This window comes from Nocardia sp. NPDC023733 (genome assembly GCF_040639775.1).
GTDB lineage: Bacteria > Actinomycetota > Actinomycetes > Mycobacteriales > Mycobacteriaceae > Nocardia > Nocardia rosealba.
The window spans coordinates 62,625-87,083 of sequence record NZ_JBFAAN010000008.1 but is presented as its reverse complement, the minus strand read 5'-3'; the positions used below and the strand labels follow the sequence as shown (position 1 = coordinate 87,083).

Sequence of the window (24,459 nt, the reverse complement as noted above, 5' to 3'; positions counted from 1 at the left end):
GTCAGCGGCCTAGCCTGCGCTGGGTGATCTCGCGCCACATCTCCGAGGGCGAGAAGTTGGGCCGCGGCGCGTTCGGCGGGCGCGGGTTGCGGTCGCGGTAGGCGAGACCGGCGATCATCGCGGCCACGGCCAGGGTGATGCCGCCCATGATGCCTGCCCAGCCGGCGAACGAGCGGGTGTTGGGGTCGGCGTATTTGACCTCGGCGCGCAGGGTCGAGGACTCACCGGCGGGCAGCTTCCACGACACGGTGTTGTCGCCCTCACGGGTGCCGTTGGTCTTGGCGACACGCGACGGGAACGCGATGGAGAACTGCACGTCCGACCCGTGCGGCGGCACCGACTCGAGGTCGACGCGGCCGGTGAGGCTCACCAGGTCGCCGTTGCGTTTGAACTCGAGGGTGAACATGCCCTGGGTCTGATCCGACAGGCTGCCGAGCTGGCCGACCTCGCCGAAGGTCAGATCGTCGAAGAACACCTGCGTGCCGACGTAACCGTCCTGGTTGTACGGGTCGACGCGCACCTTGGCGGCCAGCGATTCGGGCGCCTTCAGCTGCGGGCCCTTGTCGTCGGGGCCCTGCGGGGCCACGGCGGCGACGATCCGTCCCGATACCCGGTCGTTGGACGACACCCCCATCGACACCTGCACCCGCAGGCATCCGGTCAGCGCGGGCACCAGCAGTGCCAGCAGAACGGCGACCGCCGCGACGCGCCGGGCGGGCCCGGAACGGCGCGAGGGCGAAGGCATGTCGGCGACGAGACTCGGCTGCACGGTTGACATCGTGCCAGGCTCGGGCCGCAGAACCCACACGACGGGCCCAACCGCCTCCCACCACCCGCTGCGATCAGGGGTTTCGCCACCGTGCGGCAGCCTGGCGAGCCAACGGGATTCCGAGCAGTCCCATCCCGGCGAAACCCCAGGCCGCCGAGGCGGGAAGACCGAGGAACACCGCGTGCGCGAGGGCCGAGCCGAGCCAGGTCCACGCGAACACCGCGAGCGGCACCGCCACCGACGGGTCGTGGGCGCGGGGGAGCAGCCTGTCGAGTGCGGTGAGCAGCGCCGCCATCACCGATGCGACGAGCATCCAGCCCAGATAATTGGTGTAGGGGATCTGCGCCAGCCCCGGCAGACCGGCGTCGGTGACCGACCACATCCACTGCCCGTCGGCGACCATCTGCGGATCGAGAAACAGATCCCATCCCACCGCCCCGACAACAAGCAGCGCGGCACGTTTGACGCGGGCTCGCGCGGTGACCCTGTCCGTCCCGGCGGCTCCCGCTCCGAGGCCACCGGTGCTTGCCGCATCGATCCCGGCGAGCAGGCCCGCGACGACCCAGATCGGATACAGCCCGCCGGTCCATGCCAGCGGCACCACCAGCGGCACGTCCGCGAGCGCGGGCCCGAGCCGATCCGCCGCGTACACGTAGGCACCGTAGGGCACCCCCGTCGCCGTCCCCACGATCTCGGACCCGAGTCCTATCCCGGAGACGATGACGAAAAACCCTGCTGCCCACCGCCACCCACGAGTAGTTACCGCATGCAGCAGCGCGGTCGACACCGACAACACCACCACGGCCACCGTGACCCGATCCCGCGCCACCCCCGCACTCAACGGATAGGCGATCTGTACGAGCACCAGCGCCACCGCCGCGAACGCTGGGATCATCCGCTGACGACGGACACCAACCCATTCCTGGGCAGTGGCTGCGATTCGGCCGAGCGTGCGGCTGGTAGTCACGACCTCTGCCGTTCGGTCTCGGTGTCACACGGCGGCGATTCGCGGGCGTCCCGGGGACGGCTGCTCCACGGGGCACGCGGATCGGGCGCTGTCATCGCCTGCGCGACAAGGGGAATCGGCGGGTGCGTCGGTCGCCGAGTACCAGGCGGGCGGCACTGCGTCCGCTGGCTCCTGACACCCCGCCACCCGGGTGGGTGGACGCGCCCGTGAGGTACAGACCTGGCGCACCGGGCACCCGTTGACCCGACAGCTCCGGCAGCGGCCGCCACAGCATCATCTGGTCCAGCGACATCTCCACGTGCATCACATTGCCGCCGCGCAGGCCCATCTCCCGTTCCAGGTCGACCGGGGTCTGCACGAAAAGACGCAACACCGAATCGGCGAATCCCGGTGCGTACCTGTCGACTTCGGCGATGATCCGGTCGGCCTCGCGATCGGCGTGCGCCGACCAATCGCTCCCGTCGGCCAGCTCGTAGGGATGCCACTGCGCCCACAGCGACAGCTGGTGTTCACCGGGTGGGGCGATGGACGGGTCGAGTGCGCTGAAACTCATCGCCAGCACCACCGGCCGTGGCGGCAGTTCACCGGCCGAGGCAGCGCCGTGCGCCGCCCGCAACTGCCTGCGATCGGACACGAGGAACTGCAGACCGTGTGCGGACTCCGCGGCCGATGCGCCGGGGTAGGACGGCAGCCGGTCGGTGGCCAGGCGCACCACCATGCCGATGCCGGGCCCGACCCGGATGCGGCGCTGCCAGTCGTCGAGCACCGCCTCGTCGAAACCGCCCGCACGCAACAGGTCGAGGGTGGCGAGGATGTGCGAGCCCGCGATCACGGTGTCGGCGTGCAGCTCACGCCCCGATTCCGTGCGCACCTGCCACCCGCGCCCCGACCGCCGCAGCTCCGTGACGGCATCACCGGTGTGGACTTCACCGCCGTCGGCACGCAACCGCGCGATCAGCGCCGCGCTGAGCGCCCCACTTCCCCCCACGGCCCGCCCGGGTGGCAAAGTGTGCATGAGCGCGGCGAAGCCGGCCATCGGCGCGGTCCCCGGTTCCGACATCGGTGGGCCCGACTGCGCACCGAACCACGCCAGCGACGCCTTGAGCCGTTCGTCGTCGAACCAGTAGTCGAGCAGCGCGTCACCGGTCTGCAGAAACTCCCGCGACAGCGCCGACCCGCCGTCGCGCGCGTCCAGCCCCCAGAACGCGCGAACCAGCCTCCCCGGCGTCGGCGGACCACCGAACGCCCGCATCACCCGCGCGCTTCGCTCACCCCACACCTCGACGAAACGGCGATAGGCCTCGGCATCGTTCGTCCCACAAGCCGCCGCGATCGACGCGCACGTGGCGTCGAGATCGCGGTGGAAGACGATCGGTGGGCGTCCACCGTCGGACGGCGTGAAGCCCCACGGATCACAGTCGAGATAGCGCAACCCGAACCGCTCGAGCTCGAGTTCCTCGATGATCCCGGTGTGCCGGACCATGATGTGCGCCGAGGAACCGCGATCCACAAGGTGGCCAGGAAACCGTTCGACCGTCGACACCGCACCGCCTGGCACCGTGTCTCGTTCGAGCACCTGGACCCGCTGCCCGGCCCGCGCCAGATAGCAGGCGGCGACCAGCGCGTTGTGCCCCGATCCGACGACGACCGTTGTTTCGCTACGGCTCACGCCCGTTCGCCCGCCGGTGGCATCGGCAGCCTGCGGCCGAGGATCGCGAACGGCCGGGTATCACCCGCGAAGACGAAATTGCGGATCACATCGGTGAATCCCGCGCGCCGGTACAACCGCCACGCCCGGTTGTCCTCCTCGGGAACCTCCGGCGTCGACAGCAGGACCGCCGCCTCGGGGCGGCCGGCGAGCAACCGTTCGAGCAGGGTCGCACCGATCCCGCGACCCTGCGCGGCCGGGTGCACGTGCAGTTCGGTGAGTTCGAAGTAGTCGGCGAGCAGCTCGCGCGCGGCGGCCTCCGGCCAGCCGCACCGGCGCATCCCGGTGTGCACCTGCTGATGCCACCACTGCCGCGGCGCGCCGCTGTATCCGTAGGCGATGGCGAGCAGCGGGGCGGTGCGCAGGTCGACCGCGCCCGCGTCGTCGGGCAGCACGGCGGCCACCGCCCGCCAGCCCGCCCGGGTGGTGTGCTCGTTCCACATCGGGGCCCGGTGATGTTCGGTGCCGCGCGGATAGTCCATCGCGGCCACATACACCGAGAGGGCGTCGTGCAGGCGGGCCCGCAGGGCGGCGACGCTCAGGTCGACGACCACAGGTGCTGGAGTGTGGTGATTGGGCTTGACGGCTGTCATCGCTCTCGTCGGAACTTGTCGGTGGGTGTCCCTATATTCAATCTCAATTCAAACGTTCGAATGGTTGTTCGATCTGTGCGAGGGGCGAAAGGGGCAGCAGATGCCTGGTCACAACGATGGTCGATCGCACGCGGGCCACGACGGCCGCGCCGGCGGACTGCTACGACAGGCCGATGCGCTGCTCACCGACTCGGCCTGGGAGCACGAGCCGGGGGAGCGGTTCCGCACCGCCTATCTGGCCGCGCTGCGTGGCGCCGGTGCGATGATCGCGCTCACCGGCGCCGATCGCGCGCCGCGGGCTCGATCGCGCAGCGCCTGGGTGTTACTGAGACGCGCCACGCCGGAGTTCGCGATGTGGGCCGACTACTTCGAGGCGCACTCGCCGCTGCGGGCAGCCCTCGAGGCCGGATTGGACCGCACGATCACCGACACACAAGCCGACGAGTTCTGTTCGCGGGTGGGCGCGTTCCTCTACGACGTCGACGATGCGCTGGTCGCCGCCGCCAAGACACGCCCGCAGCCGAGTCGCGACCGGGACATGACCGCTTAGTTATCACCGAGTAGGTGGTACGGCCTCGATCGAACTCGTATCATGGGGAGCAGATAGCCGCCAAGGTCGGCTACCCGTCGCCTACCCGGAGGCGACCAGCCACGCCTAGTGCCGGGGGAGGTACCGTGCCACTCTCCGAGCACGAGCAGCGCATGCTCGAACAGATCGAGAGCGCTCTCTATGCTGAGGACCCGAAGTTCGCCTCGTCCGTCCGCGGCGGACGACTTCGCTCCACGTCGAGTCGACGTAGGCTCCAAGCTGCGGCGTTGTTCGCCGTCGGCCTGTTCCTGCTCGTCGCCGGCATCGCCGCCCCGTTCAAACCGGGCGGGTTCCCGATCATCAGTCTCGTGGGCTTCATCGCCATGTTCGGCGCGGGTGTCCTGTTGATGATCGGCAGCTCGCGTCGGCCGGGTGCGGCAGACGCCCCCGGTGAACCGCCGGCGGGCGCGGGCCCGTCGGGCGGGCGCGGTGGCCAGCGGCCGCGCAAGTCGGGCGGCTTCTCGGAGCGGATGGAAGACCGATTCCGCCGCAGATTCGAGCAGGAGTAGCCCTGCTCCGACCGTGAGGTCGAGCACAACGGCATAGCAAGCGGTGTCGCACCCGGTCGCGGGTGCGGCACCGCTTTCGCATGCCCTCGTCCGGGTCGGCTCGGATCGCGCTCGCAGGGCGGTTCCCCCACCTTCCCCACCATCCCCCACCAGGGCAGTCTCGTACGCCGTCGAACGACAGGTCCGCCGATGGCACCTGGGAAGTTTGCTGAACGTTGTCGGAACGGGGGATTGCCGACCCGCGCGGGTTGTCCTAACACGCGATAATCCCGAATCTCATTGATAGCTGACATGACCTGCGGAATTGTGTTGGCGGGGAGCAGGATCACCCAGGGTTTCGATTGAAAGTGGGGGAAAGTGGGGTAATGTGGGTCGCGCACTACAGGAGAGGCCGTATGGCCAGGTGATCCAGTAGGGAGGTGGCCGGGAATGTTTCTCGGTACCTACACCCCCCGATTGGACGACAAAGGGCGACTGACGTTGCCTGCGAAGTTCCGAGACGATCTGGCGGGAGGGTTGATGGTCACGAAGGGTCAAGACCACAGCCTTGCCGTGTATCCGAAAGAAGAGTTCACCGCGCTCGCCCGGCGGGCCGCGGCGGCGTCTCGAAGCAACCCGCAGGCAAGGGCTTTCGTCCGGGCACTTGCGGCCGGAACCGACGAACAGCGTCCGGACGCACAGGGCCGGATCACGTTGTCGCCGGACCACAAACGCTATGCCGGACTCACCCGGGATTGCGTGGTGATCGGTTCGGTCGACTTCCTCGAGATATGGGACAAGCAGGCGTGGGAGTCCTACCTCGCCGAGCACGAGGAGGACTACGCGCAAGCCAGAGACGAGTCGCTGGGCGGGATCTTCTGACCCCGCAGCACGCGAGTGCTGCGAGGCCTCTGCCCGGGCGTGGACCCTGACGTACTTCCCCGACGCCAGGTGCCGCGCCCCGGTCAGAGACCTCGACGCATTCGCACTCATCCGAGTAAGCAACTCATTCCAAAAGCACTGTGTGGCAAGGCGACCCGTCTGCGACGCGAGGCAGTATCCCGGGAGGTCGAGGTGAACCATGACACCGAGAACCCCCGTCATGTGCCGGTGCTGCTCGAGCGTGCCGACGACCTGCTCGGTCCGGCACTCCACGAGCCGGGCGCGGTCTACCTCGACGCGACCCTCGGCCTCGGCGGGCACGCCGAACACTTCCTGCGCACCTACCCGAACGCGCGGCTGGTCGGACTCGACCGCGACACCAACGCGCTGAAACTGGCCGGCGAGCGCCTGGCGCCCTACGCCGACCGGATCACGCTGGTGCACACCCGCTACGACGGCATTCCCGAGGCGCTCGCCGAGGCGGGACTGACCGAAACCGGTTCGGTGTCAGCGATTCTCATGGACCTCGGCGTGTCCTCGATGCAGCTGGACGAAGCCGAACGCGGCTTCGCCTACTCCGTCGACGCGCCGCTGGACATGCGGATGGACCCCACCACCGGCATCACCGCCGCCGACGTGCTCAACACCTACAGCCACGGCGACCTGGCCCGGGTGCTGAAAACCTATGGCGACGAACGGTTCGCGGGCAAGATCGCCTCGGAGGTGTTGCGCCGCCGCGCCGTCAAACCGTTCAGCACCAGCGCCGAACTGGTCGAGGTGCTGTACGCCACCATTCCGGCCGCCGCGCGGCGCACCGGCGGGCATCCCGCCAAGCGCACGTTCCAGGCGCTGCGGGTGGAGGTCAACGGAGAACTCGACTCGCTGCGGGCCGCGCTGCCCGCGGCGCTCGACGCGCTGCGCGTGGGCGGGCGGATCTGCGTGATGTCGTACCAGTCGCTCGAAGACCGGCTGGTGAAGCAGGAATTCGCGCCACGGATCGTGTCCCGTTCCCCGATGGACCTGCCGGTCGAACTGCCCGGCATGGGACCGGAGTTCAGGATGCTCACCCGCGGCGCGGAAAAGGCGACCGAGTCCGAGATCGAGGCCAACCCGAGGTCCGCTCCGGTGCGGATGCGTGCGGCCGAACGGATCACGGAGAGGTCAGGGAGGACACAGGAGGGGACACGATGAGCGTGCGGACGAGCACCGTTGCCGTGCCGGGGCGTACCGCCCGGCGCGTGCAGGCGGCCGAACGAGTGAAGTCCGGTGCCGCGCAGCGGGCCTACGCGCGCAAACGCACCCGCCAGCAGTTGCTCGACGGGATATCGCTGCCCGATCGTTCCTCGACCATGGCCGGGCGCATCCCGTTCGTCACCGCGATCATCGGTCTGCTCGGTTGCGGTCTCGCGCTCACCCTGCTGCTCACCACCCGTGCCGCCGAGGACAGCTACCTGCTCGGCGACATGCGCGCGGACAACCGGACGCTCGCCGACGAGCGGGCCGCGCTGCAGCGCGAGGTCGCGGCCGCCGACTCGGCTCCCGAACTGGCCGCGCGCGCACGGGAACTCGGCATGATCCCCGCCAAGGACCCGGCGCGTCTGGTGATCGGCCCCGGCGGGGAGGTGACCGTGATCGGCACACCCACGCCCGCCCAGGGCGCCCCCGCGCCGCCGTTGAACGGGCCGCCGACGACCACCCAGAACCCGGCGCCGGGTCAGCAGGCGCAGGGCGAGCGGGTGGTTCCGGTGCAGCCGGGCACCCCGGCCACCGACCCCGCCGCGCCGAACAGCACCCCGCCCGCCGTGCTCGCGGCACCGGGCGGCCAGGCCGGCGCGCCGAGTGCGCCGGTCGTGAATCCGGCTCAGGCGCAACCGGACTCGCCGCAGGGCCTGCCCGGACCCCAGACCCAGGTCGAACCGCCTGCGGGCGAGGGCGTTCCCCCGGCGCCCTCGGAGTCGCCGGTCCAGGCACCGGCCCCACAGCTCGTCCCCGATCGGGTGGAGGTGGCCGCGGCACCGGCCGACACGCCGCCCCCGGCACCGGATGTCGCGCCGTTACCGGACGCGGGCCCGCCGAGCGAGACGCCGCAGATCGTCGCTCCCGAGGCAGGCCGATGAGGCAGAGCGGGCCCGCGTCGCAACAGCGACGCGGGCCGGTCTCGTCGAGGGCCCGGCGCAGCGGGTCGCTCTCGCCGGACCGGCCGATCCGGCTGCGCCTCGGCGTCGGCCGGGTCACCATGCTAGCCACCCTCGCCGTGGTCGCGCTGCAACTGCTCTACATCCAGAGCATCGCCGCACCGGGACTCTCCGCGCAGGCCGCCTCGCAGCGCACAACCAAGGAGACCGAGGCCGCCGTGCGCGGCCCGATCACCGACCGCTACGGCAACCCGCTGGCCTTCACCATCACGGCGAAAGCGCTGACGTTCCAACCGGTCCGGGTGCGCCAGCAGCTCGCCGACGCGAAGAAGACCAAGGAGAACGCGCCCGACCCCGAGCAGCGACTCAAGGACATCGCGAAGTTCGTGCACGACAAGCTCGGCGCGAGCGGCCCGAAAGAGGAAGAGCTGCTCGACAAGCTGCGCAGCGACAAGCCCTTCCACTATCTGGCCCGCAATGTCGATCCCCGGATCGCCACCGAGATCACCACCAAGTACCCGGAGGTCGGTTCCGAACGGCAGGACCTGCGCGAATACCCCGGCGGGGCGCTGGCGGCCAATGTGGTCGGTGCCACCGGCTGGGACGGGCACGGTCAGATCGGCCTCGAATCGGCACTCGACTCGGTACTCGCGGGTACCGACGGTTCCCGCACCTACGACCGCGGCTCCGACGGCGCGGTGATCCCCGGCAGCTACCGCGACCAGCAGCCCGCGGTGAACGGGCACGGGGTGGAACTCACCCTCGACGAGGACATGCAGTACTTCGTGCAGCAGCAGGTGCAGCAGGCCAAACAGCTCTCCGGCGCGGCCTCGGCCTCGGCGGTCGTGCTCGACGCGAAGACCGGCCAGGTGCTGGCCATGGCCAACGACAACACCTTCAATCCCGCACTGGGACCCCAGCACTGGGCCTCGGCGAACATGAGCAACCCGTCGGTGTCGGAGCCCTTCGAACCCGGTTCGGTGAACAAGATCGTCACCGCCGCCGCCGCGCTCGAATACGGGCTGACCAACCCCGACGAAGTGCTGCAGGTACCCGGTTCGATCCGGATGTCGGGCGTCACCGTCAACGACGCCTGGCAGCACGACGTGGCGCCCTACACCACCACTGGCATCTTCGGTAAGTCGTCCAATGTCGGCACCCTCATGCTCGCGCAACGGGTGGGGGAGGACCGCTTCGCCGACATGATCGACCGCTTCGGTCTCGGCAAGCGCACCGGCATCGGCCTGCCCGGCGAGAGCCCGGGGCAGGTGCCCGCCCGCGACCAGTGGTCCGGCGGCACCTTCGCCAATCTGCCCATCGGCCAGGGCCTTTCGATGACCACGCTGCAGATGACCAGCATGTACCAGGCCATCGCCAACGACGGCCTGCGCATCCCGCCGCGCATCGTGAAGGCCAGGATCGCCCCCGACAACACCCGCACCGAGGAACTGCAGCCCGAGCCCGTGCGAGTGGTGAGCCCGCAGACCGCCGCCACCTTGCGCACGGTCTTCCAGGCGACCGTGCAGAAGGACCCGATGGGTGTGCAGATGGGCACCGGGCCGCAGGCCGCGGTGGAGGGATACCAGGTGGCGGGCAAGACCGGCACCGCGCAGAAGGTCGACCCGGCCTGCCGCTGCTATTCGACCTCGTCGTTCTACATCACCTTCGCCGGGATGGCGCCCGCCGACAACCCGCGCTACGTGATCGGCATGATGCTCGACGCGCCGGTACGCAGCTCCGACGGGTCCGGTGGCGGGTCGGCCGCGCCGCTGTTCCACACCATCGCCTCCTGGGCGTTGCAGCGCGACCGGGTGCCGCCGTCGCCGGAGCCTAGGCCGCTGGTGCTGGAGGCCGGGCTCTGACGGTAACCTGACTCGTCGTCTTGCCCACGCGCTCGATCACTCTCAGAGAGGAGCCTTGTGCCCGCGCAGTCCAGCCCGCACGCGCTCCGGCCGAACACCCCGCCGTCGACGCCGCTGCAGGCCCTGCTGGAGCTCACCGGCGCCCCCACGCTCACCCCGGTACCGGCCGAGGTGACCGTCACCGGCATCGAGCAACGATCCAACGCCGTCCGCCCCGGTGACCTGTTCGCCGGCCTGCCCGGCGCGACCTCGCACGGCGCCCGTTTCGCCGCCGACGCCGTCGCGCGCGGCGCGGTCGCGGTGTTCACCGACGCGGCCGGTGCCGAACTGATCGGCGAGGTCGCGGTGCCCGTGCTGGTGCGCGAGGACCCGCGTGCCGTGCTCGGCGAGCTGTCCGCCGAGATCTACGGTCACCCCAGCGATCGCCTGCGCATCGTCGGTATCACCGGCACCTCCGGCAAGACCACCACGTCGTACCTGGTGGAGGCGGGTCTGGTCGCGGCGGGCCTGTCGACCGGTCTGATCGGCACCATCGAAACCCGCATCGGCGGGCAGCGGGTGCCGAGCGCGCTCACCACGCCCGAGGCGCCGCAGCTGCACGCGATGTTCGCGGCCATGGTCGAGCAGGGTGTGCAGGCGGTGGTGATGGAGGTGTCGAGCCACGCGCTGGCCCTCGGCCGGGTCGACGGTGTGCGCTTCGCCGTCGGCGCGTTCACCAACCTCTCCCAGGACCACCTCGACTTCCACAAGGACTTCGAGGACTACTTCGCCGCGAAACGCCGCCTGTTCGAACCGGACTCGCCGATCGCCGCGCGCACCTCGGTGATCTGTGTGGACGACGAGTGGGGGCGCCGCCTGGCCGCGGATCTGGTCGGCCCGGTCACCGTCTCCACCACCGAGGTCGCTGCCGCGGACAATGCCGCCGCAGCCCCGGCGCCCGATGCCGCTACCTGGCAGGTCGTGGGTGAGGTGAAAGCCGCTGGTGGCGAGCAGGAATTCACCGCGAGCGGTCCGGACGGCGAGCTGACCGTCCGTCTGCGCCTGCCCGGCCGCTACAACGTCGCCAACGCCCTGCTCGCCGTCGCCACCTGCGCGGCCGCCGGGGTCGATCCGGCGGTCGCCGCGCCCGCGCTGGCCACCGTCGACGTGCCCGGGCGCATGCAGCGCGTCGAACGCGGACAGGACTTCCTCGCCGTCGTCGACTACGCGCACAAGCCCGCCGCGATCGAATCGGTGGTCGCCACCCTGCGCGCGCACCTCACCGACGCGGGCTGCGGCAGGCTCGCGGTCGTCGTCGGCGCGGGCGGCGACCGGGACGCGGCCAAACGCCCGCTCATGGGCGCGGCGGCCGCGCGTGGTGCCGACCTGGTGATCGTCACCGACGACAATCCACGCACCGAGGACCCGGCGGCCATCCGCGCCGCCGTGGTCGCCGGTGCGCACGAACTCCCGGCCACCGACCGCGGCGAGATCCGCGAGATCGGTGACCGCGCGGCGGCCATCGCCGCCGCACTCGCCTGGGCGCGTTCCGGCGACGTGGTGCTCATCGCGGGCAAGGGCCACGAGGCGGGTCAGGAGATCCAGGGCGTCAAGCATCCCTTCGACGACCGTGAGGTCCTCGCCGCGGAGCTGGATTCTCTACTGGCACAACACAGTCCGCACACGGACTCGGAGGACTTGACGGTTTCATGATCGAGATGACACTGCGGGAGATCGCGGACGTCGTCGGCGGCGAGCTGCACGACGTACCCGACCCCCAGGCACTGGTGACCGGGTCGGTCGAATTCGATTCGCGCCGAATCGGTCCCGGTGATCTGTTCCTCGCACTACCCGGCGCCAACTCCGACGGACACGACTACGCGGCGAACGCGGTCGAGGCCGGAGCTGTCGCCGTGCTGGCGGCACGCCCGGTCGGCGTGCCCGCCATCGTCGTCGCGCCGGACGCGGGCACCGTGCCCGCCACCTCGGTGGCCCTGAGCCACGACGGCGACGGCTCCGGTGCCGCCGTGCTCGCGGCCCTGGCCGACCTGGCCCGCGTGAGCACCGAGCGGCTGGCCGAGCGCACCGGTCTCACCGTCGTCGGTGTCACCGGGTCGTCGGGCAAGACCTCGACCAAGGACCTGCTGGCCGCCGTGCTCGCACCGCTGGGTCCCGTGGTCGCCCCGCCCGGTTCGTTCAACAACGAACTCGGCCACCCGTGGACGGCCCTGCGCGCCGACGCCGACACCAAGTTCCTCGCCCTCGAGATGTCGGCGCGCGGCGTCGGCCACATCGCCGCCCTGGCCCGCATCGCGCCGCCGCGCATCGGTGTGGTGCTCAATGTCGGCACCGCCCACCTCGGTGAGTTCGGCAGCCGCGAGGCCATCGCGCAGGCCAAGGGCGAACTGGTCGAGGCACTCCCGGCCGAGGGCCTGGCCGTGCTCAACGCCGACGACCCGAACGTCGCCGCCATGGCCTCGCGCACGAAAGCCCGCGTCGTCATGGTCGGCCTGTCCGGCGACGCCGACATCCGTGCCACCGACGTGACCACCGACGACCAGGCCCGCGCCCGCTTCACCCTGCACGCGGGTGGCGAATCGGTGCCGGTGCAGCTGGCCGTGCACGGTGAGCATCAGGTGGGCAACGCGCTCTCGGCCGCCGCCGTCGCCCTGGAATGCGGCGCCGACCTGGCGACCGTCGCTCAGGCGCTGTCCGGGGCAACGGCCGCGTCGGCGCGCCGGATGGACGTGCGGACCACGCCCGACGGCATCACCGTCATCAACGACTCCTACAACGCCAACCCCGACTCGGTGCGGGCCGCGCTCAAGGCGCTGGTCACCCTCGCCAAGTCGGGCCCCGAACCGCGCCGCAGCTGGGCCGTGCTCGGGGAGATGGGCGAACTCGGCGACACCTCGGTCATCGAACACGACGCGATCGGACGGCTCGCCGTGCGCCTCGACGTCGACCGATTGATCGTGGTCGGCACCGGACGACCCTCCCGGGGAATGCACCAGGGAGCGGTGATGGAAGGCTCATGGGGCGAGGAGTCGATCCTCGTACCCGATATCTCGGCGGCCATCGCGCTGCTCGACGACGAAATCGCCGCCGGCGATGTGGTACTGGTCAAGGCGTCGAAAGCGGTCGGTCTGTGGGCCGTCGCCGAACACCTGACCAGGGCAGGGGAAGGTAGCTCGGAGGCAGCTCGATGAGGCAGATTTTGTTCGCGGCGGGGATCGCGCTCGCGGTGTCGATCCTGTTGACGCCGTTCCTGATCCGGGTCTTCGCCAAACAGGGCTTCGGCCAGGAGATCCGGGTCGACGGCCCGGCCAGCCATCAGGCCAAACGCGGCACCCCGACGATGGGTGGCGTCGCCATCCTGATCGGTATGTGGGCCGGGTATCTCGGTTCGCACCTGATCGGCCTCGGCTACGACGCCGAGGGGCCGACGGCCTCGGGCCTGCTCGTGCTCGGGCTCACCACCGCACTCGGTGTGGTCGGCTTCCTCGACGACTTCATCAAGCTGCGCAAACAGCGCAACCTCGGGTTGTCGGCGGCCGGTAAATACATCGGCCAGATCAGTGCCGCGGTGATCTTCGCGGTGCTGGTGCTGCAGTTCCGGGCCGACAACGGGCTCACCCCCGGCAGCAAGCACATCTCCTACGTGCGTGACTGGTCGACGGTGTCGATGGGCGCGCTGGTGTTCGTGATCATGGTGTGTCTGCTGGTCGTGGCCTGGTCGAACGCGGTCAACCTGACCGACGGTCTCGACGGTCTCGCCGCCGGATCGATGAGCCTGGTGCTCGGCGCCTACGTCATCATCACCTTCTGGCAGTACCGCAACGCCTGCGCCACCAGCCCCGGACCCGGGTGCTACAACGTGCGCGACCCCCTCGACCTCGCCCTGGTCTGCGCGGCGGCCGCCGCCGCCTGCATCGGCTTCCTGTGGTGGAACGCCGCGCCCGCCAAGATCTTCATGGGCGACACCGGCTCGCTGGCGCTGGGCGGCATGCTGGCCGGTCTGTCCATCACCACCCGCACCGAGCTGCTGATGGTCGTCATCGGCGCGCTGTTCGTCGCCGAGGCGGCGTCGGTGGTGCTGCAGGTGGCGGTGTACCGCACCACCCGCAACCGATTGTTCAAGATGGCGCCGTTCCACCACCACTTCGAATTGAGCAAGTGGGCGGAGACTACGGTGATCATCCGGTTCTGGATCCTGGCAGGCATCGCGGCCGCCGTGGGTCTCGGACTGTTCTACAGCGAATACCTGTCCCAGGTCGGGTGAGAGCGGAAATGGTAGAACACTCGCCCCGTGCCCTGCGTTCCCCGGGCCCCATGCTCGAATTCCTGCGTGGCCGTGACGTTCTCGTCGCCGGCTGGGGCGTCTCCGGACGCTCCCTGATCGAACCGCTGCGCGATATCGGCGCGCATCCCGTCGTCACCGACGGCGGCGCCAAGGCCCTGGCCGAGGCCGCCGAACTCGGGCTCGAGATCGCCACCACGGTGGAACTCGAGCACGCCGACCTCACGCGGTTCGCCCTCGTCATCACCAGCCCCGGCTGGCGGCCCGATTCGCCGGTGCTCGTCTCGGCGGTCACCGAGGGCATCCCGGTCTGGGGTGACGTCGAATTCGCCTGGTGGGTCGATCAGGCCCGCATCTACGGCCCGGTCCGCAAGTGGCTGGTGGTCACCGGAACCAACGGCAAGACCACGACCACCCAGATGACGCACTCGATCCTGCGCGCCGCGGGCATCGCCAGCGTGGCCTGCGGCAATATCGGCCTGCCCATCCTCGACGCGCTGCGCCGCAATCCCGGACCGCAGGTGCTCGCGGTCGAATTGTCGTCGTTCCAGCTGCACTGGGCGCCGTCGGTGCGGCCCGAGGCGGGCGTGGTGCTCAATGTCGCCGAGGACCACCTCGACTGGCACGGCGGGCTCGACGCCTACGCCGCCGCCAAGGCGCGTGCCCTCACCGGCCGCATCGGCGTGGTCGGCCTCGACGATCCGGTCGCCGGTGCGCTGGCACGCAAGTCCAAGGCGCGGCGCACGGTCGGCTTCCGCGTGGGCGTGCCCGCCGACGGCGAACTCGGCGTGGTCGACGGCAAACTCCTCGACCGCGCCTTCACCAAGGCCGCGATCCTCGCCGAGACCTCCGACATCAGTCCGCAGGGGCCCGCAGGCATCGCCGACGCGCTCGCCGCCTCGGCGCTGACCAGGGCCATCGACGTGGCACCACAGTTCGTGAAAGAGGGCCTGGCCGAACACAAAGTCGGCCCGCACCGCACCGCCTTCGTGCGGGAGCTGGGTGGCGTCGACTTCATCGACGACTCCAAGGCGACCAACCCGCACGCCGCGCGCGCATCGATCCTCGCGCACCCGCACGTGGTGTGGGTCGCCGGTGGTCTGCTCAAGGGCGCCACCATCGACGACCTCGTCGAAGAGGTCGCCGACCGGCTCGTCGGCGCGGTCCTGTTCGGAGCCGACGCGCCGGTGATCGCCGCCGCATTGGCGCGACACGCGCCCGAAGTCCCGGTCATCGCACTGGACGCGGGAGACGATGCAGACATGGAGTCGTCGAGATCGCAGCGTGCCGAAGCGGTGATGGGCCGCGCCGTGCGTGCCGCGGCGGGCATGGCCCGGGCGGGAGACACCGTGCTGCTGGCACCCGCGGCCGCGTCCCTGGACATGTACGACGACTACACCCACCGCGGACGCTGCTTCGTCGACGCGGTCACGGCACTGGAAGACGGTGACATCGGGCGGGCGCTATGACATCGACGGGCCAGACCACCCAGACCGGGGGGCGCCGGAAACGGATCGCCCCGCAGCCGGGATGGGCGGGGGAGCGTTTCGGCGCATGGCTGGCCCGTCCGCTCGCCTCGTTCCACCTCATCGTCACCATCGCCACGCTGCTCACGGTGCTCGGCCTGGTGATGGTGCTCTCGGCGTCGAGCGTCGAAGCCTATGCCGGTGGTGGATCGGCGTATTCGCTGTTCATCCAGCAGGCCATGTTCGCCGGGCTGGGCGCCGTCGCGTTCTACATCGCGTTGCGGTTGCCGTTGCGGGTCCTGCGGCAGTGGTCTTTCCCGGCGTTCAGCATCTCGGTGATCGCCCTGGTGCTCGTGCTCATTCCGGGCATCGGTGCGGTGCACGGTGGCGCGCGGCGCTGGTTCGACATCGGACCAATCTCGATCCAGCCGTCCGAGGTCGTCAAGGTGACGCTGGTGGTGTGGGGCGCGCATCTGCTCGCGTCGCGGCGCGGGGCACACCTCAAGGACATCCTGGTACCGCTGGTGCCCGCCGGCCTGCTGGTGTGTCTGCTCGTGGTGCTCGAGCCGAACCTGTCGACCACGATCGCGCTGGGCATCGTGCTGATGGCGCTGCTGTGGTTCGGTGGGCTGCCGGTGCGGTTGTTCGTCGGGATCATGGTCAGCGGCTTGGTCGTCGCGTCGGTGCTCGCGCTGTCGGCCGGGTACCGGTCCGACCGGGTGCGCGCGTTCTTCAATCCCGGTGACGATCCCCAGGGCGCCAATTACCAGGCCCGCCAGGCCAAGTACTCGCTGGCCGACGGCGGCATCCTCGGCCGCGGACTCGGGCAGAGCCGCGCCAAGTGGAGCTATCTGCCCAACTCGCACAACGACTTCATCTTCGCCATCATCGGCGAGGAACTCGGCTTCCTCGGCTGCATGGCGGTGCTCGCCCTGCTGGCGATGTTCGTCTACACCGGCATCCGCATCGCGCTGCGCTCGGTCGACCCGTTCCTTCGGCTGCTCACCGCCACCGCGACCACCTGGATCACCGCGCAGGCCCTGATCAATATCGGCTACGTCGTCGGCCTGCTGCCGGTGACCGGTCTGCAGCTGCCGCTGGTATCGGCCGGTGGTTCGTCGCTGGCGATCACGCTGTTCATGTTCGGCATCATCGCCAGCGCGGCCAGGCACGAGCCCGAGGCCGTCGCGGCGCTCAAAGCGGGCCAGGACGGCAGGCTCAGCAGGCTGCTGCGGCTTCCCGTGCCCGAGGTGTACACCCCGGCGCCGCGCAAGCCCGCGCCGCGCGCGAAAGCCGAACGCCCACGTCAGGCCCCACGCCGCCAACCCGATGCCCCGCGCAGACGACGCGCGCCGGAAAGCCGCGGCACCAGTTCGCTACGGTCGACCAGAGCATGGGAACCGACCTATCCGATGCCACACGCTAGAGAACGAGGTAGATCCAAGTGAGTAGCCCGCGATCCGGGTTGTCGGTGATCGTCGCAGGCGGGGGAACCGCAGGCCACATCGAACCCGCGCTGGCGGTGGCCGACGCCTTGCGCAGACTCGACGATTCGATCCGGGTGACAGCACTCGGCACCGAGCGCGGACTCGAGACGAAACTGGTGCCCGACCGTGGGTACCCGCTAGAGCTGATCCCGCCGGTTCCGTTGCCCCGCAAGCCGTCGGCCGACCTGCTTCGCCTGCCCGGGCGGGTGTTCTCCTCGGTGCGCGCCACCCGCGCGGTGATCGACCGGGTGCAGGCCGATGTCGTCATCGGCTTCGGCGGCTATGTCGCCCTGCCCGCCTACCTCGCCGCGCGCGGTATCGGCAGGCAGCGCCGGATTCCGGTCGTCGTGCACGAGGCCAATGCCAAGGCGGGCATCGCGAACAAGGTCGGCGCCAAACTGGCCACCAAAGTGCTTGCCGCCGTTCCCGACTCCGGCCTGGCCGGGGCCGAGGTCGTCGGCATCCCGGTGCGCGCCGCCATCACCGAACTCGACCGTCCCGCGCTGCGCGCGCAGGCCCGTGCGCACTTCGGTCTGCCGGCCGAGGGCCCGGTTCTGCTGGTCTTCGGCGGTTCACAGGGCGCGCGCAGCCTCAACGAGGCGATCTCCGGCGCCGCACCGCAATTGGCGGCCGCCGGGATCTCGGTGCTGCACGCGCACGGCCCCAAGAACAGCGTCGAGGTGAGTGCCGACGACGCGCCCGCACCGTACGTGGCGGTGCCGTACCTGTCGCGGATGGACCTGGCCTACGCCGCCGCCGACGCGGTGGTCTGCCGCTCCGGCGCCATGACCGTCGCCGAGGTCTCGGCGGTCGGGCTGCCCGCGTTCTACGTGCCCCTGCCGCACGGCAACGGCGAGCAGGAGTTCAACGCGCGCCCCGTGGTGACCAAGGGGGGTGGCAGAATTGTCCCCGACGCCGAGCTGACCCCGAAATTCGTGATGGACGAGGTGATTCCGCTGCTGCTCGACCCCGCCCGACTCGCCGAGATGAGCCGCGCCGCCGCAGGCGCCGGTCACCGCGACGCCGCCGACACCGTGGCACGCATCGTCGCCGGGCTCGCCCGATGAGCGGTCAGCGGCCGGAGGCGGAAGCCGAGCGTGACCAGCCGGACCGTCCGAGCACGGGCACCGCGGTGAATGCCGCGGGCGAGCCCGTGGGTTCGGCATTGCCCGCCGAACTCGCGCGGGTGCACATGGTCGGGATCGGCGGTGCGGGAATGTCCGGTATCGCGCGAATCCTGTTGGCGCGTGGCGGCGCGGTGTCGGGATCCGATGCCAGGGAGAGCCGCGGCGTGCTGTCGCTGCGGGCCCGCGGCGCGCAGGTGCGCATCGGGCACGACGCCGACGCGCTCGACCTGCTGCCCGGCGGTCCGACCGTTGTCGTCACCACCTACGCCGCCATTCCGAAGACCAATCCCGAACTGGTCGAAGCGAACCGGCGCGACATTCCCGTGCTGATGCGTCCCACCGTGCTCGCCGCCCTGATGCGCGGGCACAAGACCCTGCTCGTCTCGGGCACCCACGGCAAGACCTCCACCACCTCGATGCTGATCGTGTCGCTGCAGCACTGCGGCGCCGACCCCTCGTTCGCGGTCGGTGGCGAACTCAATGAGGCGGGCACCAACGCCCACCACGGCAGCGGTGACATCTTCGCCGCCGAGGCCGACGAATCCGACGGTTCGCTGCTGCAGTACGACCCAGACGTCGCCGTGGTCACCAATATCGAATCCGACCACCTCGACTACTTCGGCACCGACGAGGCCTACATCCAGGTCTTCGACGACTTCGCCGACCGGCTCGCCCCCGGCGGCCTGCTGGTGGTCTGCCTCGACGATCCCGGTTCGCTCGCCCTGGCCGAACGGGTCGCCCCCCGGCTCACCGAACGCGGTGTGCAGGTGCTCGGCTACGGCTCCGGCGACCTGGCCGACGCACCCGTGCCCGTCGGTGCCCGGCTGCTCGATTGGCAGCCGCGCGATGTCGGCGGCATCGTCGAATTCCAGCTCGGCGGCGAGACGACGCCACGCACGGTCCGCCTGTCGGTGCCCGGCAGGCACATGGCCCTCAATGCCCTCGCCGCGCTGCTCGCGGCCCGGGCGACCGGTGCCGACATCGACGAGATCGTGCAGGGCCTGGAAGGTTTCGGTGGCGTGCACCGCCGGTTCCAGTTCACCGGTCGCGAGAACGGTGTGCGCGTCTTCGACGACTACGCCCACCATCCCACCGAGGTGCGGGCCGTGCTCGAGGCCGCCGCGCAGCTCGTCGCGCAGGAGGCGCGCGACGGAGCGCGCATCGAACGCGGCCGGGTGATCGTGGTCTTCCAGCCGCATCTCTACAGCCGCACCGCCACTTTCGCGGCCGAGTTCGGCACCGCGCTGAGCCTGGCCGACGAAGTGGTCGTGCTCGACGTCTACGGCGCGCGCGAGGAACCGCTGCCCGGTGTGAACGGTGCGCTGGTGGCCCAGTCGGTGACCAAACCCGTGCACTATCAACCCGATATGTCGAAGGTCGGCCGTCAGGTCGCCGCGCTCGCGCAGCCCGGTGATGTCGTGATCACCATGGGCGCGGGCGATGTCACCATGCTGGGCAACCAGATCCTCGACGGATTGCGGGCCCGTCCGCAGCAGGGCGGCCGGTGAGATTGCCGATGCCCGCCGCGCGCGGGTGGCACGGCTACCGGCTCTGGACGGCGGTCGGGCTGGTCGTCGTCACCGTGCTCGCGGTGCTCGCGTGGTTCACCCCGGCGTTGTCGGTACGGACCGTGCGGATCGACGGCCTGACTGTCGTGCCCGAGGAACAGGTACGCGAGCGGCTCGAGATCCCGGACGGGCGTTCGATGTTGCGCATCGACACCACCGAGATCGCCCGCCGCGTGGCGGCGATCCCCACGGTGCGCTCGGTCCGGGTGCAGCGGAATTTTCCGTCGACGGTGCTGGTGACGGTCGTGGAGCGAACTCCGGTGGTGTACATCGACGCTCCCGACGGCGCGCACCTGATCGACGCCGAGAGTGTGGAATTCGCGATCGAGCCCGCACCGCCGATCGGCGTGCCGAAATTGGTCACCGAGGGCTCGATGTCGGGGCCGGATGGGGCCCGCGCCGCCGTCGCCGTGCTGGTCACGCTGCCGCCCGCGTTGTCGGTGCAGGTGGGTGAGGTTGTCGCACGGTCCATTTCGGATGTCTCGCTCAACCTGCGCGACGGAAGAAAGGTAGTGTGGGGCGGCACGGGCGACGGGGAGCGCAAAGCTGCCGTCGTAATGCCGCTGCTCACCCGGGAAGGCACCGTGTTCGACGTTTCGAGTCCGAATCTGGTCACGGTAAAGTGAGCGAAACTTCGGCGCGCCTGCGCCGGGATCGCGGTGGCTGCGAATAGCGTTCCGCAGCAGTCGGATACTTGACATAACGCCAACCCTATGGTTGAGGTTGAGGGTTTTAGATCGAAGGAAGGCGAGAGCCCATGACGCCCCCGCACAACTACCTTGCCGTGATCAAGGTCGTCGGTATCGGCGGCGGCGGCGTGAACGCCGTCAACCGGATGATCGAACAGGGACTCAAGGGAGTCGAGTTCATCGCGGTCAATACCGACGCACAGGCCCTGCTGATGAGCGACGCCGATGTGAAGCTCGATGTCGGCCGTGAACTCACCCGAGGACTTGGCGCCGGAGCCGATCCGGAAGTCGGTCGCAAAGCGGCCGAAGACCACAAGGACGAGATCGAAGAGGTGCTCAAGGGCGCCGACATGGTCTTCGTCACCGCAGGCGAAGGCGGTGGTACCGGAACCGGTGGCGCCCCTGTCGTCGCCAGCATCGCTCGCAAGCTGGGCGCGCTGACTATAGGCGTCGTGACCCGGCCGTTCTCCTTCGAAGGAAAACGGCGTGGGAACCAGGCCGAAGTGGGCATCAACCTGCTTCGCGAGTCGTGCGACACCCTCATCGTCATTCCGAACGACCGGCTGCTGCAGCTGGGCGACGCGGCGGTGAGTCTGATGGATGCCTTCCGGTCGGCAGACGAAGTTCTGCTCAACGGTGTTCAGGGTATTACCGACCTGATCACCACCCCAGGCCTGATCAATGTCGACTTCGCCGACGTGAAGAGTGTGATGTCGGGTGCCGGTTCGGCGCTCATGGGCATCGGCTCGGCGCGCGGTGAGGGCCGGTCGGTGAAAGCTGCCGAGACGGCGATCAATTCGCCACTGCTCGAGGCATCGATGGACGGTGCGCACGGCGTGCTGCTCTCGATCGCGGGCGGTTCCGATCTCGGTCTGTTCGAGATCAACGAGGCCGCCTCGCTGGTGCAGGAGGCCGCCCACATCGAGGCCAACATCATCTTCGGTACGGTCATCGACGATTCGCTCGGCGACGAAGTGCGCGTCACCGTGATCGCCGCCGGTTTCGACGGCGGCGGCCCCTCGCGGCGCGCGGTCGAGAACACCATGCAGACCGGCCGGTCCTCGTCGAACCCGATCGGCTCCGGTCGTGCGGGCGAGGTGGGGCAGAGCCGCAGCACGGAGGCCCCGGCCCGGCCCACCGAGCCCGCCACCGCGGGTATGTCGAGCGGACGGGCGGCGGCGCCCAACTACCGCGACACCGAGCGGTACCGGGAGTCGGAGCGTCAGCGGGTCACCGAGCAGGCGCTCAACCGCGTCAACAACCCCGAACCGCGCGACGACGGCGACGATGACGACGACATCGAGGTGCCGATCTTCATGCGCCGCTAGGCACGGACAACAGCGCCCGAACTCCCCGGTGAGTTCGGGCGCTTTCGCGTCTCCGGCTCAGCCCGGGGTCGCCGGGACCCGCGCCGGGTTTCCGATGTCACCCCACGCGCGCACCGATCGACCCGCCGACCGCACTACCCTCGAACCATGACTTCCGCACCCCCCACCGTGACCGTTCGCCGGGTGACCACCACCCGCGCCGGTGGCTTCTCCGTCGCCCCGTACGACTCGTTCAACCTGGGCGATCACGTCGGTGACGATCCGGAGGCCGTGCGCCGCAACAGGATCCGCCTGGCCGAGGGCATCGGGCTCACCCCCGACCGGCTGGTGTGGATGGAGCAGGTGCACGGCCGCAATGTCGAGATCGTCGACGGGCCGCGTGCCGAACCGGTCCCGGTGACCGACGCGCTCGTCACCACGGTGCCCGGCCTCGCCCTGGTCGTCCTCACCGCCGACTGCGTGCCGATCCTGCTGTCCGACGACGAGGCAGGCGTGATCGCGGCGGTGCACGCGGGCCGCATCGGCGCCAGAATCGGCATCGTGCCACGAGTACTCGAGGCGATGGTCTCCGTCGGCGCCCGGGTGGAGCGCATCGGCGCCTTCCTCGGGCCCGCCGCGTCGGGCCGTCAGTACGAGGTGCCGGCCGCCATGCGCGCCGACGTGGAGGCCCACCTGCCCGGCAGCGCAACCACCACGGTCCGCAAGACCCCCGGCCTCGACCTGCGTGCGGGCATCAGCAGGCAGCTCACCGAGGCGGGCGTCGGCGGCATCGCCCTCGACCCGCGCTGCACCATCGAGGACAAAACCCTGTTCAGCCACCGCCGCGGCGCCCCGACCGGCCGCATCGCGGGTGTGATCTGGATGGACGCGACCGCATGAGCCCACAGCACACCACCCGGCGAGGGGAGGCCGCATGACCCAGGAGACCTCGACCGGCACCGATCGCGCGAGCGAACTCTCGACCCGCCTGGACGGGCTGCTCACGCGTCTCGACGCCGCCGTGGCCGCCGCGGGTCGCCCGGCCGGCTCGGTGCGGCTGCTGCCGGTGACGAAATTCTTCCCGGCTGCCGATGTCGACATCCTCTACCGCCTCGGCAGGCGCGAGTTCGGCGAGTCACGCGAACAGGAGGCCTCGGCCAAGGTCGCCGAGCTGGCCTACGACGACGTCGAGTGGCACATGATCGGCCGCTTGCAGCGCAACAAGGCCCGCGCCGTGGCCCGATGGGCACACACCGTGCACTCGGTCGACAGCGAACGGCTGGCAAACGCGCTGGACCGGGCGGTGACCGACGCACAGGCAGCCGGCGAGCGTACCGCGCCCCTGCGTGTGCTGCTGCAGGTGAGCCTGGACGCCGACCCCGGACGCGGGGGTGTCGAACCGGCCGATCTGCCCGCCCTGGCCGACCTGGTAGCGAAGGCCCCCGGACTGCATCTGGCCGGTCTGATGGCGATTCCACCCCTTGACGCCGACATTCATGCGTCCTTTGCGAAGCTTGCGACTTTGCACACTTCGCTGCTCTCGCAACACGCCGATGCCACCGAACTTTCTGCAGGTATGTCGGGTGATTTGGAGATCGCGGTCGAACACGGTTCGACGTGTGTGCGTGTCGGTACCGCCTTGATGGGCGCCCGACCGATAACCTCGGCGTAGCAAAGAAACCTCATCAGTCACATTCGACACATACGATTGGCCGACGAGGCGCTGAGCAAGAACTTCAACACCCGGCCGCCACCGGGGCCGAAGGAAGGTCGTCCAGGATGAGCACGCTGCACAAGTTCAAGGCGTACTTCGGCATGGTTCCGCTCGATGAGTACGAAGACGACTACGTCGACGATCACGCCTCGCGCGGCCCTGAGGAGCGCGCCGGCCGTACTCGCCCGCGCAGCTACGACCGCTACGCCGAAGATCGTTACGGCTCCGAACGTTTCGGCGACGAAGCCGACGACTTCCCCCAGCCTGCCTACAAGCCGGCTTATCAGGCGCGTCGCGACGACTACGTCGACGACGCCTACGCCGAGGATCGCTACGATCCGCCGCGACGCCCGACCAGGATCGAGACGGCGCCCTCGTCGGGCCGTGCGTTCCGGGCGGGCGGGGTCGCGCCGGGGATGCGCGGCTCGACCCGTGGCGCGCTCGCGGTCGATCCCGACGCCGAGGAGCGCAGGTTGGAGGAGCGCTTGCGCCCCGAGCCCGCGCCCGTGCGGCGGCCCGGGATCTTCGAGGACGGAGGTCCCTTGTCCAAGATCACCACGCTGCGTCCGCGCGATTACAGCGAGGCCAGGATCATCGGTGAGCGTTTCCGCGAGGGAAACCCGGTCATCATGGACTTGGTCGACCTGAGCAACGCCGATGCCAAGCGGCTGGTCGATTTCGCGGCCGGGCTGGCGTTCGCGCTGCGTGGCTCGTTCGACAAGGTGGCCACGAAGGTGTTCCTGCTCTCACCGGCCGATGTCGACGTATCGGCCGAAGAGCGTCGTCGGATCGCCGAAAACGGCTTCTACAACCAGAAATAGTGACAATT

The 24,459-nt window shown here is 69.9% G+C and carries 22 protein-coding genes; 18 read left to right on the top strand and 4 right to left on the bottom strand.

The genetic code is table 11. The annotated features are described in order from the left end of the window. Position 1 precedes the first annotated feature (1 nt). The 4 genes from AB0F86_RS25285 to AB0F86_RS25270 all read right to left on the bottom strand — a co-directional run bounded on the left by AB0F86_RS25285 (position 2) and on the right by AB0F86_RS25270 (position 4,037). Positions 2-745 carry a DUF3153 domain-containing protein gene (locus AB0F86_RS25285; protein WP_181699289.1) on the bottom strand — a complete coding sequence of 248 codons (744 nt, stop codon included), beginning with the start codon at positions 743-745 and terminating at the stop codon, positions 2-4. A 97-nt stretch (positions 746-842) separates the two neighbouring features. Continuing rightward, positions 843-1,664 carry a carotenoid biosynthesis protein gene (locus AB0F86_RS25280; RefSeq protein WP_356986154.1) on the bottom strand — a complete coding sequence of 274 codons (822 nt, stop codon included), beginning with the start codon at positions 1,662-1,664 and terminating at the stop codon, positions 843-845. Between the two features lie 163 nt (positions 1,665-1,827). After that, complete coding sequence (locus AB0F86_RS25275; RefSeq protein ID WP_356986155.1) at positions 1,828-3,405, bottom strand: NAD(P)/FAD-dependent oxidoreductase; 1,578 nt, start codon at positions 3,403-3,405, stop codon at positions 1,828-1,830. Continuing rightward, the gene (locus AB0F86_RS25270; RefSeq protein ID WP_181699233.1) at positions 3,402-4,037 is read right to left on the bottom strand and encodes an N-acetyltransferase; all 636 of its coding nucleotides are present in this window, start codon (positions 4,035-4,037) and stop codon (positions 3,402-3,404) included. Before AB0F86_RS25270 ends, AB0F86_RS25275 begins: the two co-directional genes overlap by 4 nt. A 100-nt stretch (positions 4,038-4,137) precedes the next feature. On the opposite strand from AB0F86_RS25270, the gene AB0F86_RS25265 reads away from it, so the two are divergent. The 18 genes from AB0F86_RS25265 (at position 4,138) to sepF (ending at position 24,451) form a co-directional block, all read left to right on the top strand. Continuing rightward, positions 4,138-4,587: an SAV_6107 family HEPN domain-containing protein gene (locus AB0F86_RS25265; RefSeq protein WP_356986157.1), complete on the top strand. Its 450-nt coding sequence runs from the start codon at positions 4,138-4,140 to the stop codon at positions 4,585-4,587. Positions 4,588-4,712: 125 nt separating this feature from the next. Then, complete coding sequence (locus tag AB0F86_RS25260; protein WP_067497452.1) at positions 4,713-5,135, top strand: DUF3040 domain-containing protein; 423 nt, start codon at positions 4,713-4,715, stop codon at positions 5,133-5,135. Positions 5,136-5,564: 429 nt separating this feature from the next. Beyond that, a complete protein-coding gene (mraZ, locus tag AB0F86_RS25255; RefSeq protein WP_067497455.1) occupies positions 5,565-5,996 on the top strand; it encodes a division/cell wall cluster transcriptional repressor MraZ in 432 nt (143 codons plus the stop codon). Between the two features lie 192 nt (positions 5,997-6,188). Further along, positions 6,189-7,187, top strand: coding sequence for a 16S rRNA (cytosine(1402)-N(4))-methyltransferase RsmH (gene rsmH / locus AB0F86_RS25250; RefSeq protein ID WP_356986159.1), 999 nt, complete (start codon positions 6,189-6,191; stop codon positions 7,185-7,187). Next, positions 7,184-8,113, top strand: coding sequence for a hypothetical protein (locus AB0F86_RS25245; protein ID WP_356986161.1), 930 nt, complete (start codon positions 7,184-7,186; stop codon positions 8,111-8,113). Before rsmH ends, AB0F86_RS25245 begins: the two co-directional genes overlap by 4 nt. Before the next feature lie 119 nt (positions 8,114-8,232). Then, positions 8,233-9,993 (top strand): penicillin-binding protein 2, encoded by a 1,761-nt coding sequence (locus tag AB0F86_RS25240; protein WP_255495487.1) that lies wholly within the window; start codon positions 8,233-8,235, stop codon positions 9,991-9,993. Between the two features lie 57 nt (positions 9,994-10,050). Next, positions 10,051-11,685: a UDP-N-acetylmuramoyl-L-alanyl-D-glutamate--2,6-diaminopimelate ligase gene (locus AB0F86_RS25235; RefSeq protein WP_356986163.1), complete on the top strand. Its 1,635-nt coding sequence runs from the start codon at positions 10,051-10,053 to the stop codon at positions 11,683-11,685. Continuing rightward, on the top strand, positions 11,682-13,181 hold the full coding sequence (murF, locus tag AB0F86_RS25230; RefSeq protein ID WP_356986165.1) for a UDP-N-acetylmuramoyl-tripeptide--D-alanyl-D-alanine ligase: 1,500 nt from the start codon (positions 11,682-11,684) through the stop codon (positions 13,179-13,181). Before AB0F86_RS25235 ends, murF begins: the two co-directional genes overlap by 4 nt. After that, positions 13,178-14,254, top strand: a complete 1,077-nt coding sequence (gene mraY, locus AB0F86_RS25225) for a phospho-N-acetylmuramoyl-pentapeptide-transferase (RefSeq protein WP_067497468.1) — start codon at positions 13,178-13,180, stop codon at positions 14,252-14,254. The genes murF and mraY overlap by 4 nt, the downstream gene beginning before the upstream one ends. 50 nt (positions 14,255-14,304) lie before the next feature. After that, positions 14,305-15,741 (top strand): UDP-N-acetylmuramoyl-L-alanine--D-glutamate ligase, encoded by a 1,437-nt coding sequence (gene murD / locus AB0F86_RS25220; protein ID WP_181699293.1) that lies wholly within the window; start codon positions 14,305-14,307, stop codon positions 15,739-15,741. Next, positions 15,738-17,186 carry a putative lipid II flippase FtsW gene (ftsW, locus tag AB0F86_RS25215; protein ID WP_255495480.1) on the top strand — a complete coding sequence of 483 codons (1,449 nt, stop codon included), beginning with the start codon at positions 15,738-15,740 and terminating at the stop codon, positions 17,184-17,186. Before murD ends, ftsW begins: the two co-directional genes overlap by 4 nt. Beyond that, a complete protein-coding gene (gene murG / locus AB0F86_RS25210; RefSeq protein ID WP_356986167.1) occupies positions 17,183-18,292 on the top strand; it encodes an undecaprenyldiphospho-muramoylpentapeptide beta-N-acetylglucosaminyltransferase in 1,110 nt (369 codons plus the stop codon). The genes ftsW and murG overlap by 4 nt, the downstream gene beginning before the upstream one ends. A 125-nt stretch (positions 18,293-18,417) precedes the next feature. Then, on the top strand, positions 18,418-19,860 hold the full coding sequence (gene murC / locus AB0F86_RS25205; RefSeq protein ID WP_356986242.1) for a UDP-N-acetylmuramate--L-alanine ligase: 1,443 nt from the start codon (positions 18,418-18,420) through the stop codon (positions 19,858-19,860). An 8-nt stretch (positions 19,861-19,868) separates the two neighbouring features. Then, complete coding sequence (locus AB0F86_RS25200) at positions 19,869-20,546, top strand: FtsQ-type POTRA domain-containing protein (RefSeq protein ID WP_356986244.1); 678 nt, start codon at positions 19,869-19,871, stop codon at positions 20,544-20,546. Between the two features lie 131 nt (positions 20,547-20,677). After that, complete coding sequence (gene ftsZ / locus AB0F86_RS25195) at positions 20,678-21,937, top strand: cell division protein FtsZ (RefSeq protein ID WP_067497477.1); 1,260 nt, start codon at positions 20,678-20,680, stop codon at positions 21,935-21,937. A 147-nt stretch (positions 21,938-22,084) separates the two neighbouring features. Next, positions 22,085-22,816 (top strand): peptidoglycan editing factor PgeF, encoded by a 732-nt coding sequence (gene pgeF / locus AB0F86_RS25190; protein WP_181699245.1) that lies wholly within the window; start codon positions 22,085-22,087, stop codon positions 22,814-22,816. Positions 22,817-22,850: 34 nt separating this feature from the next. Next, a complete protein-coding gene (locus AB0F86_RS25185) occupies positions 22,851-23,588 on the top strand; it encodes a YggS family pyridoxal phosphate-dependent enzyme (RefSeq protein WP_356986169.1) in 738 nt (245 codons plus the stop codon). Positions 23,589-23,695: 107 nt separating this feature from the next. Then, positions 23,696-24,451, top strand: a complete 756-nt coding sequence (gene sepF / locus AB0F86_RS25180) for a cell division protein SepF (RefSeq protein ID WP_067642872.1) — start codon at positions 23,696-23,698, stop codon at positions 24,449-24,451. Positions 24,452-24,459: the final 8 nt, after the last annotated feature.

Coding starts and splice junctions, on each gene's coding strand:
- AB0F86_RS25285 (WP_181699289.1), bottom strand. CDS start 745: ATGCCTTCGCCCTCGCGCCGTTCCGGGCCCGCCCGGCGCGTCGCGGCG.
- AB0F86_RS25280 (WP_356986154.1), bottom strand. CDS start 1,664: ATGATCCCAGCGTTCGCGGCGGTGGCGCTGGTGCTCGTACAGATCGCC.
- AB0F86_RS25270 (WP_181699233.1), bottom strand. CDS start 4,037: ATGACAGCCGTCAAGCCCAATCACCACACTCCAGCACCTGTGGTCGTC.
- AB0F86_RS25265 (WP_356986157.1), top strand. CDS start 4,138: ATGCCTGGTCACAACGATGGTCGATCGCACGCGGGCCACGACGGCCGC.
- mraZ (WP_067497455.1), top strand. CDS start 5,565: ATGTTTCTCGGTACCTACACCCCCCGATTGGACGACAAAGGGCGACTG.
- AB0F86_RS25245 (WP_356986161.1), top strand. CDS start 7,184: ATGAGCGTGCGGACGAGCACCGTTGCCGTGCCGGGGCGTACCGCCCGG.
- AB0F86_RS25240 (WP_255495487.1), top strand. CDS start 8,233: ATGCTAGCCACCCTCGCCGTGGTCGCGCTGCAACTGCTCTACATCCAG.
- murF (WP_356986165.1), top strand. CDS start 11,682: ATGATCGAGATGACACTGCGGGAGATCGCGGACGTCGTCGGCGGCGAG.
- mraY (WP_067497468.1), top strand. CDS start 13,178: ATGAGGCAGATTTTGTTCGCGGCGGGGATCGCGCTCGCGGTGTCGATC.
- murD (WP_181699293.1), top strand. CDS start 14,305: ATGCTCGAATTCCTGCGTGGCCGTGACGTTCTCGTCGCCGGCTGGGGC.
- ftsW (WP_255495480.1), top strand. CDS start 15,738: ATGACATCGACGGGCCAGACCACCCAGACCGGGGGGCGCCGGAAACGG.
- murC (WP_356986242.1), top strand. CDS start 18,418: ATGGTCGGGATCGGCGGTGCGGGAATGTCCGGTATCGCGCGAATCCTG.
- AB0F86_RS25200 (WP_356986244.1), top strand. CDS start 19,869: ATGCCCGCCGCGCGCGGGTGGCACGGCTACCGGCTCTGGACGGCGGTC.
- ftsZ (WP_067497477.1), top strand. CDS start 20,678: ATGACGCCCCCGCACAACTACCTTGCCGTGATCAAGGTCGTCGGTATC.
- pgeF (WP_181699245.1), top strand. CDS start 22,085: ATGACTTCCGCACCCCCCACCGTGACCGTTCGCCGGGTGACCACCACC.
- AB0F86_RS25185 (WP_356986169.1), top strand. CDS start 22,851: ATGACCCAGGAGACCTCGACCGGCACCGATCGCGCGAGCGAACTCTCG.
- sepF (WP_067642872.1), top strand. CDS start 23,696: ATGAGCACGCTGCACAAGTTCAAGGCGTACTTCGGCATGGTTCCGCTC.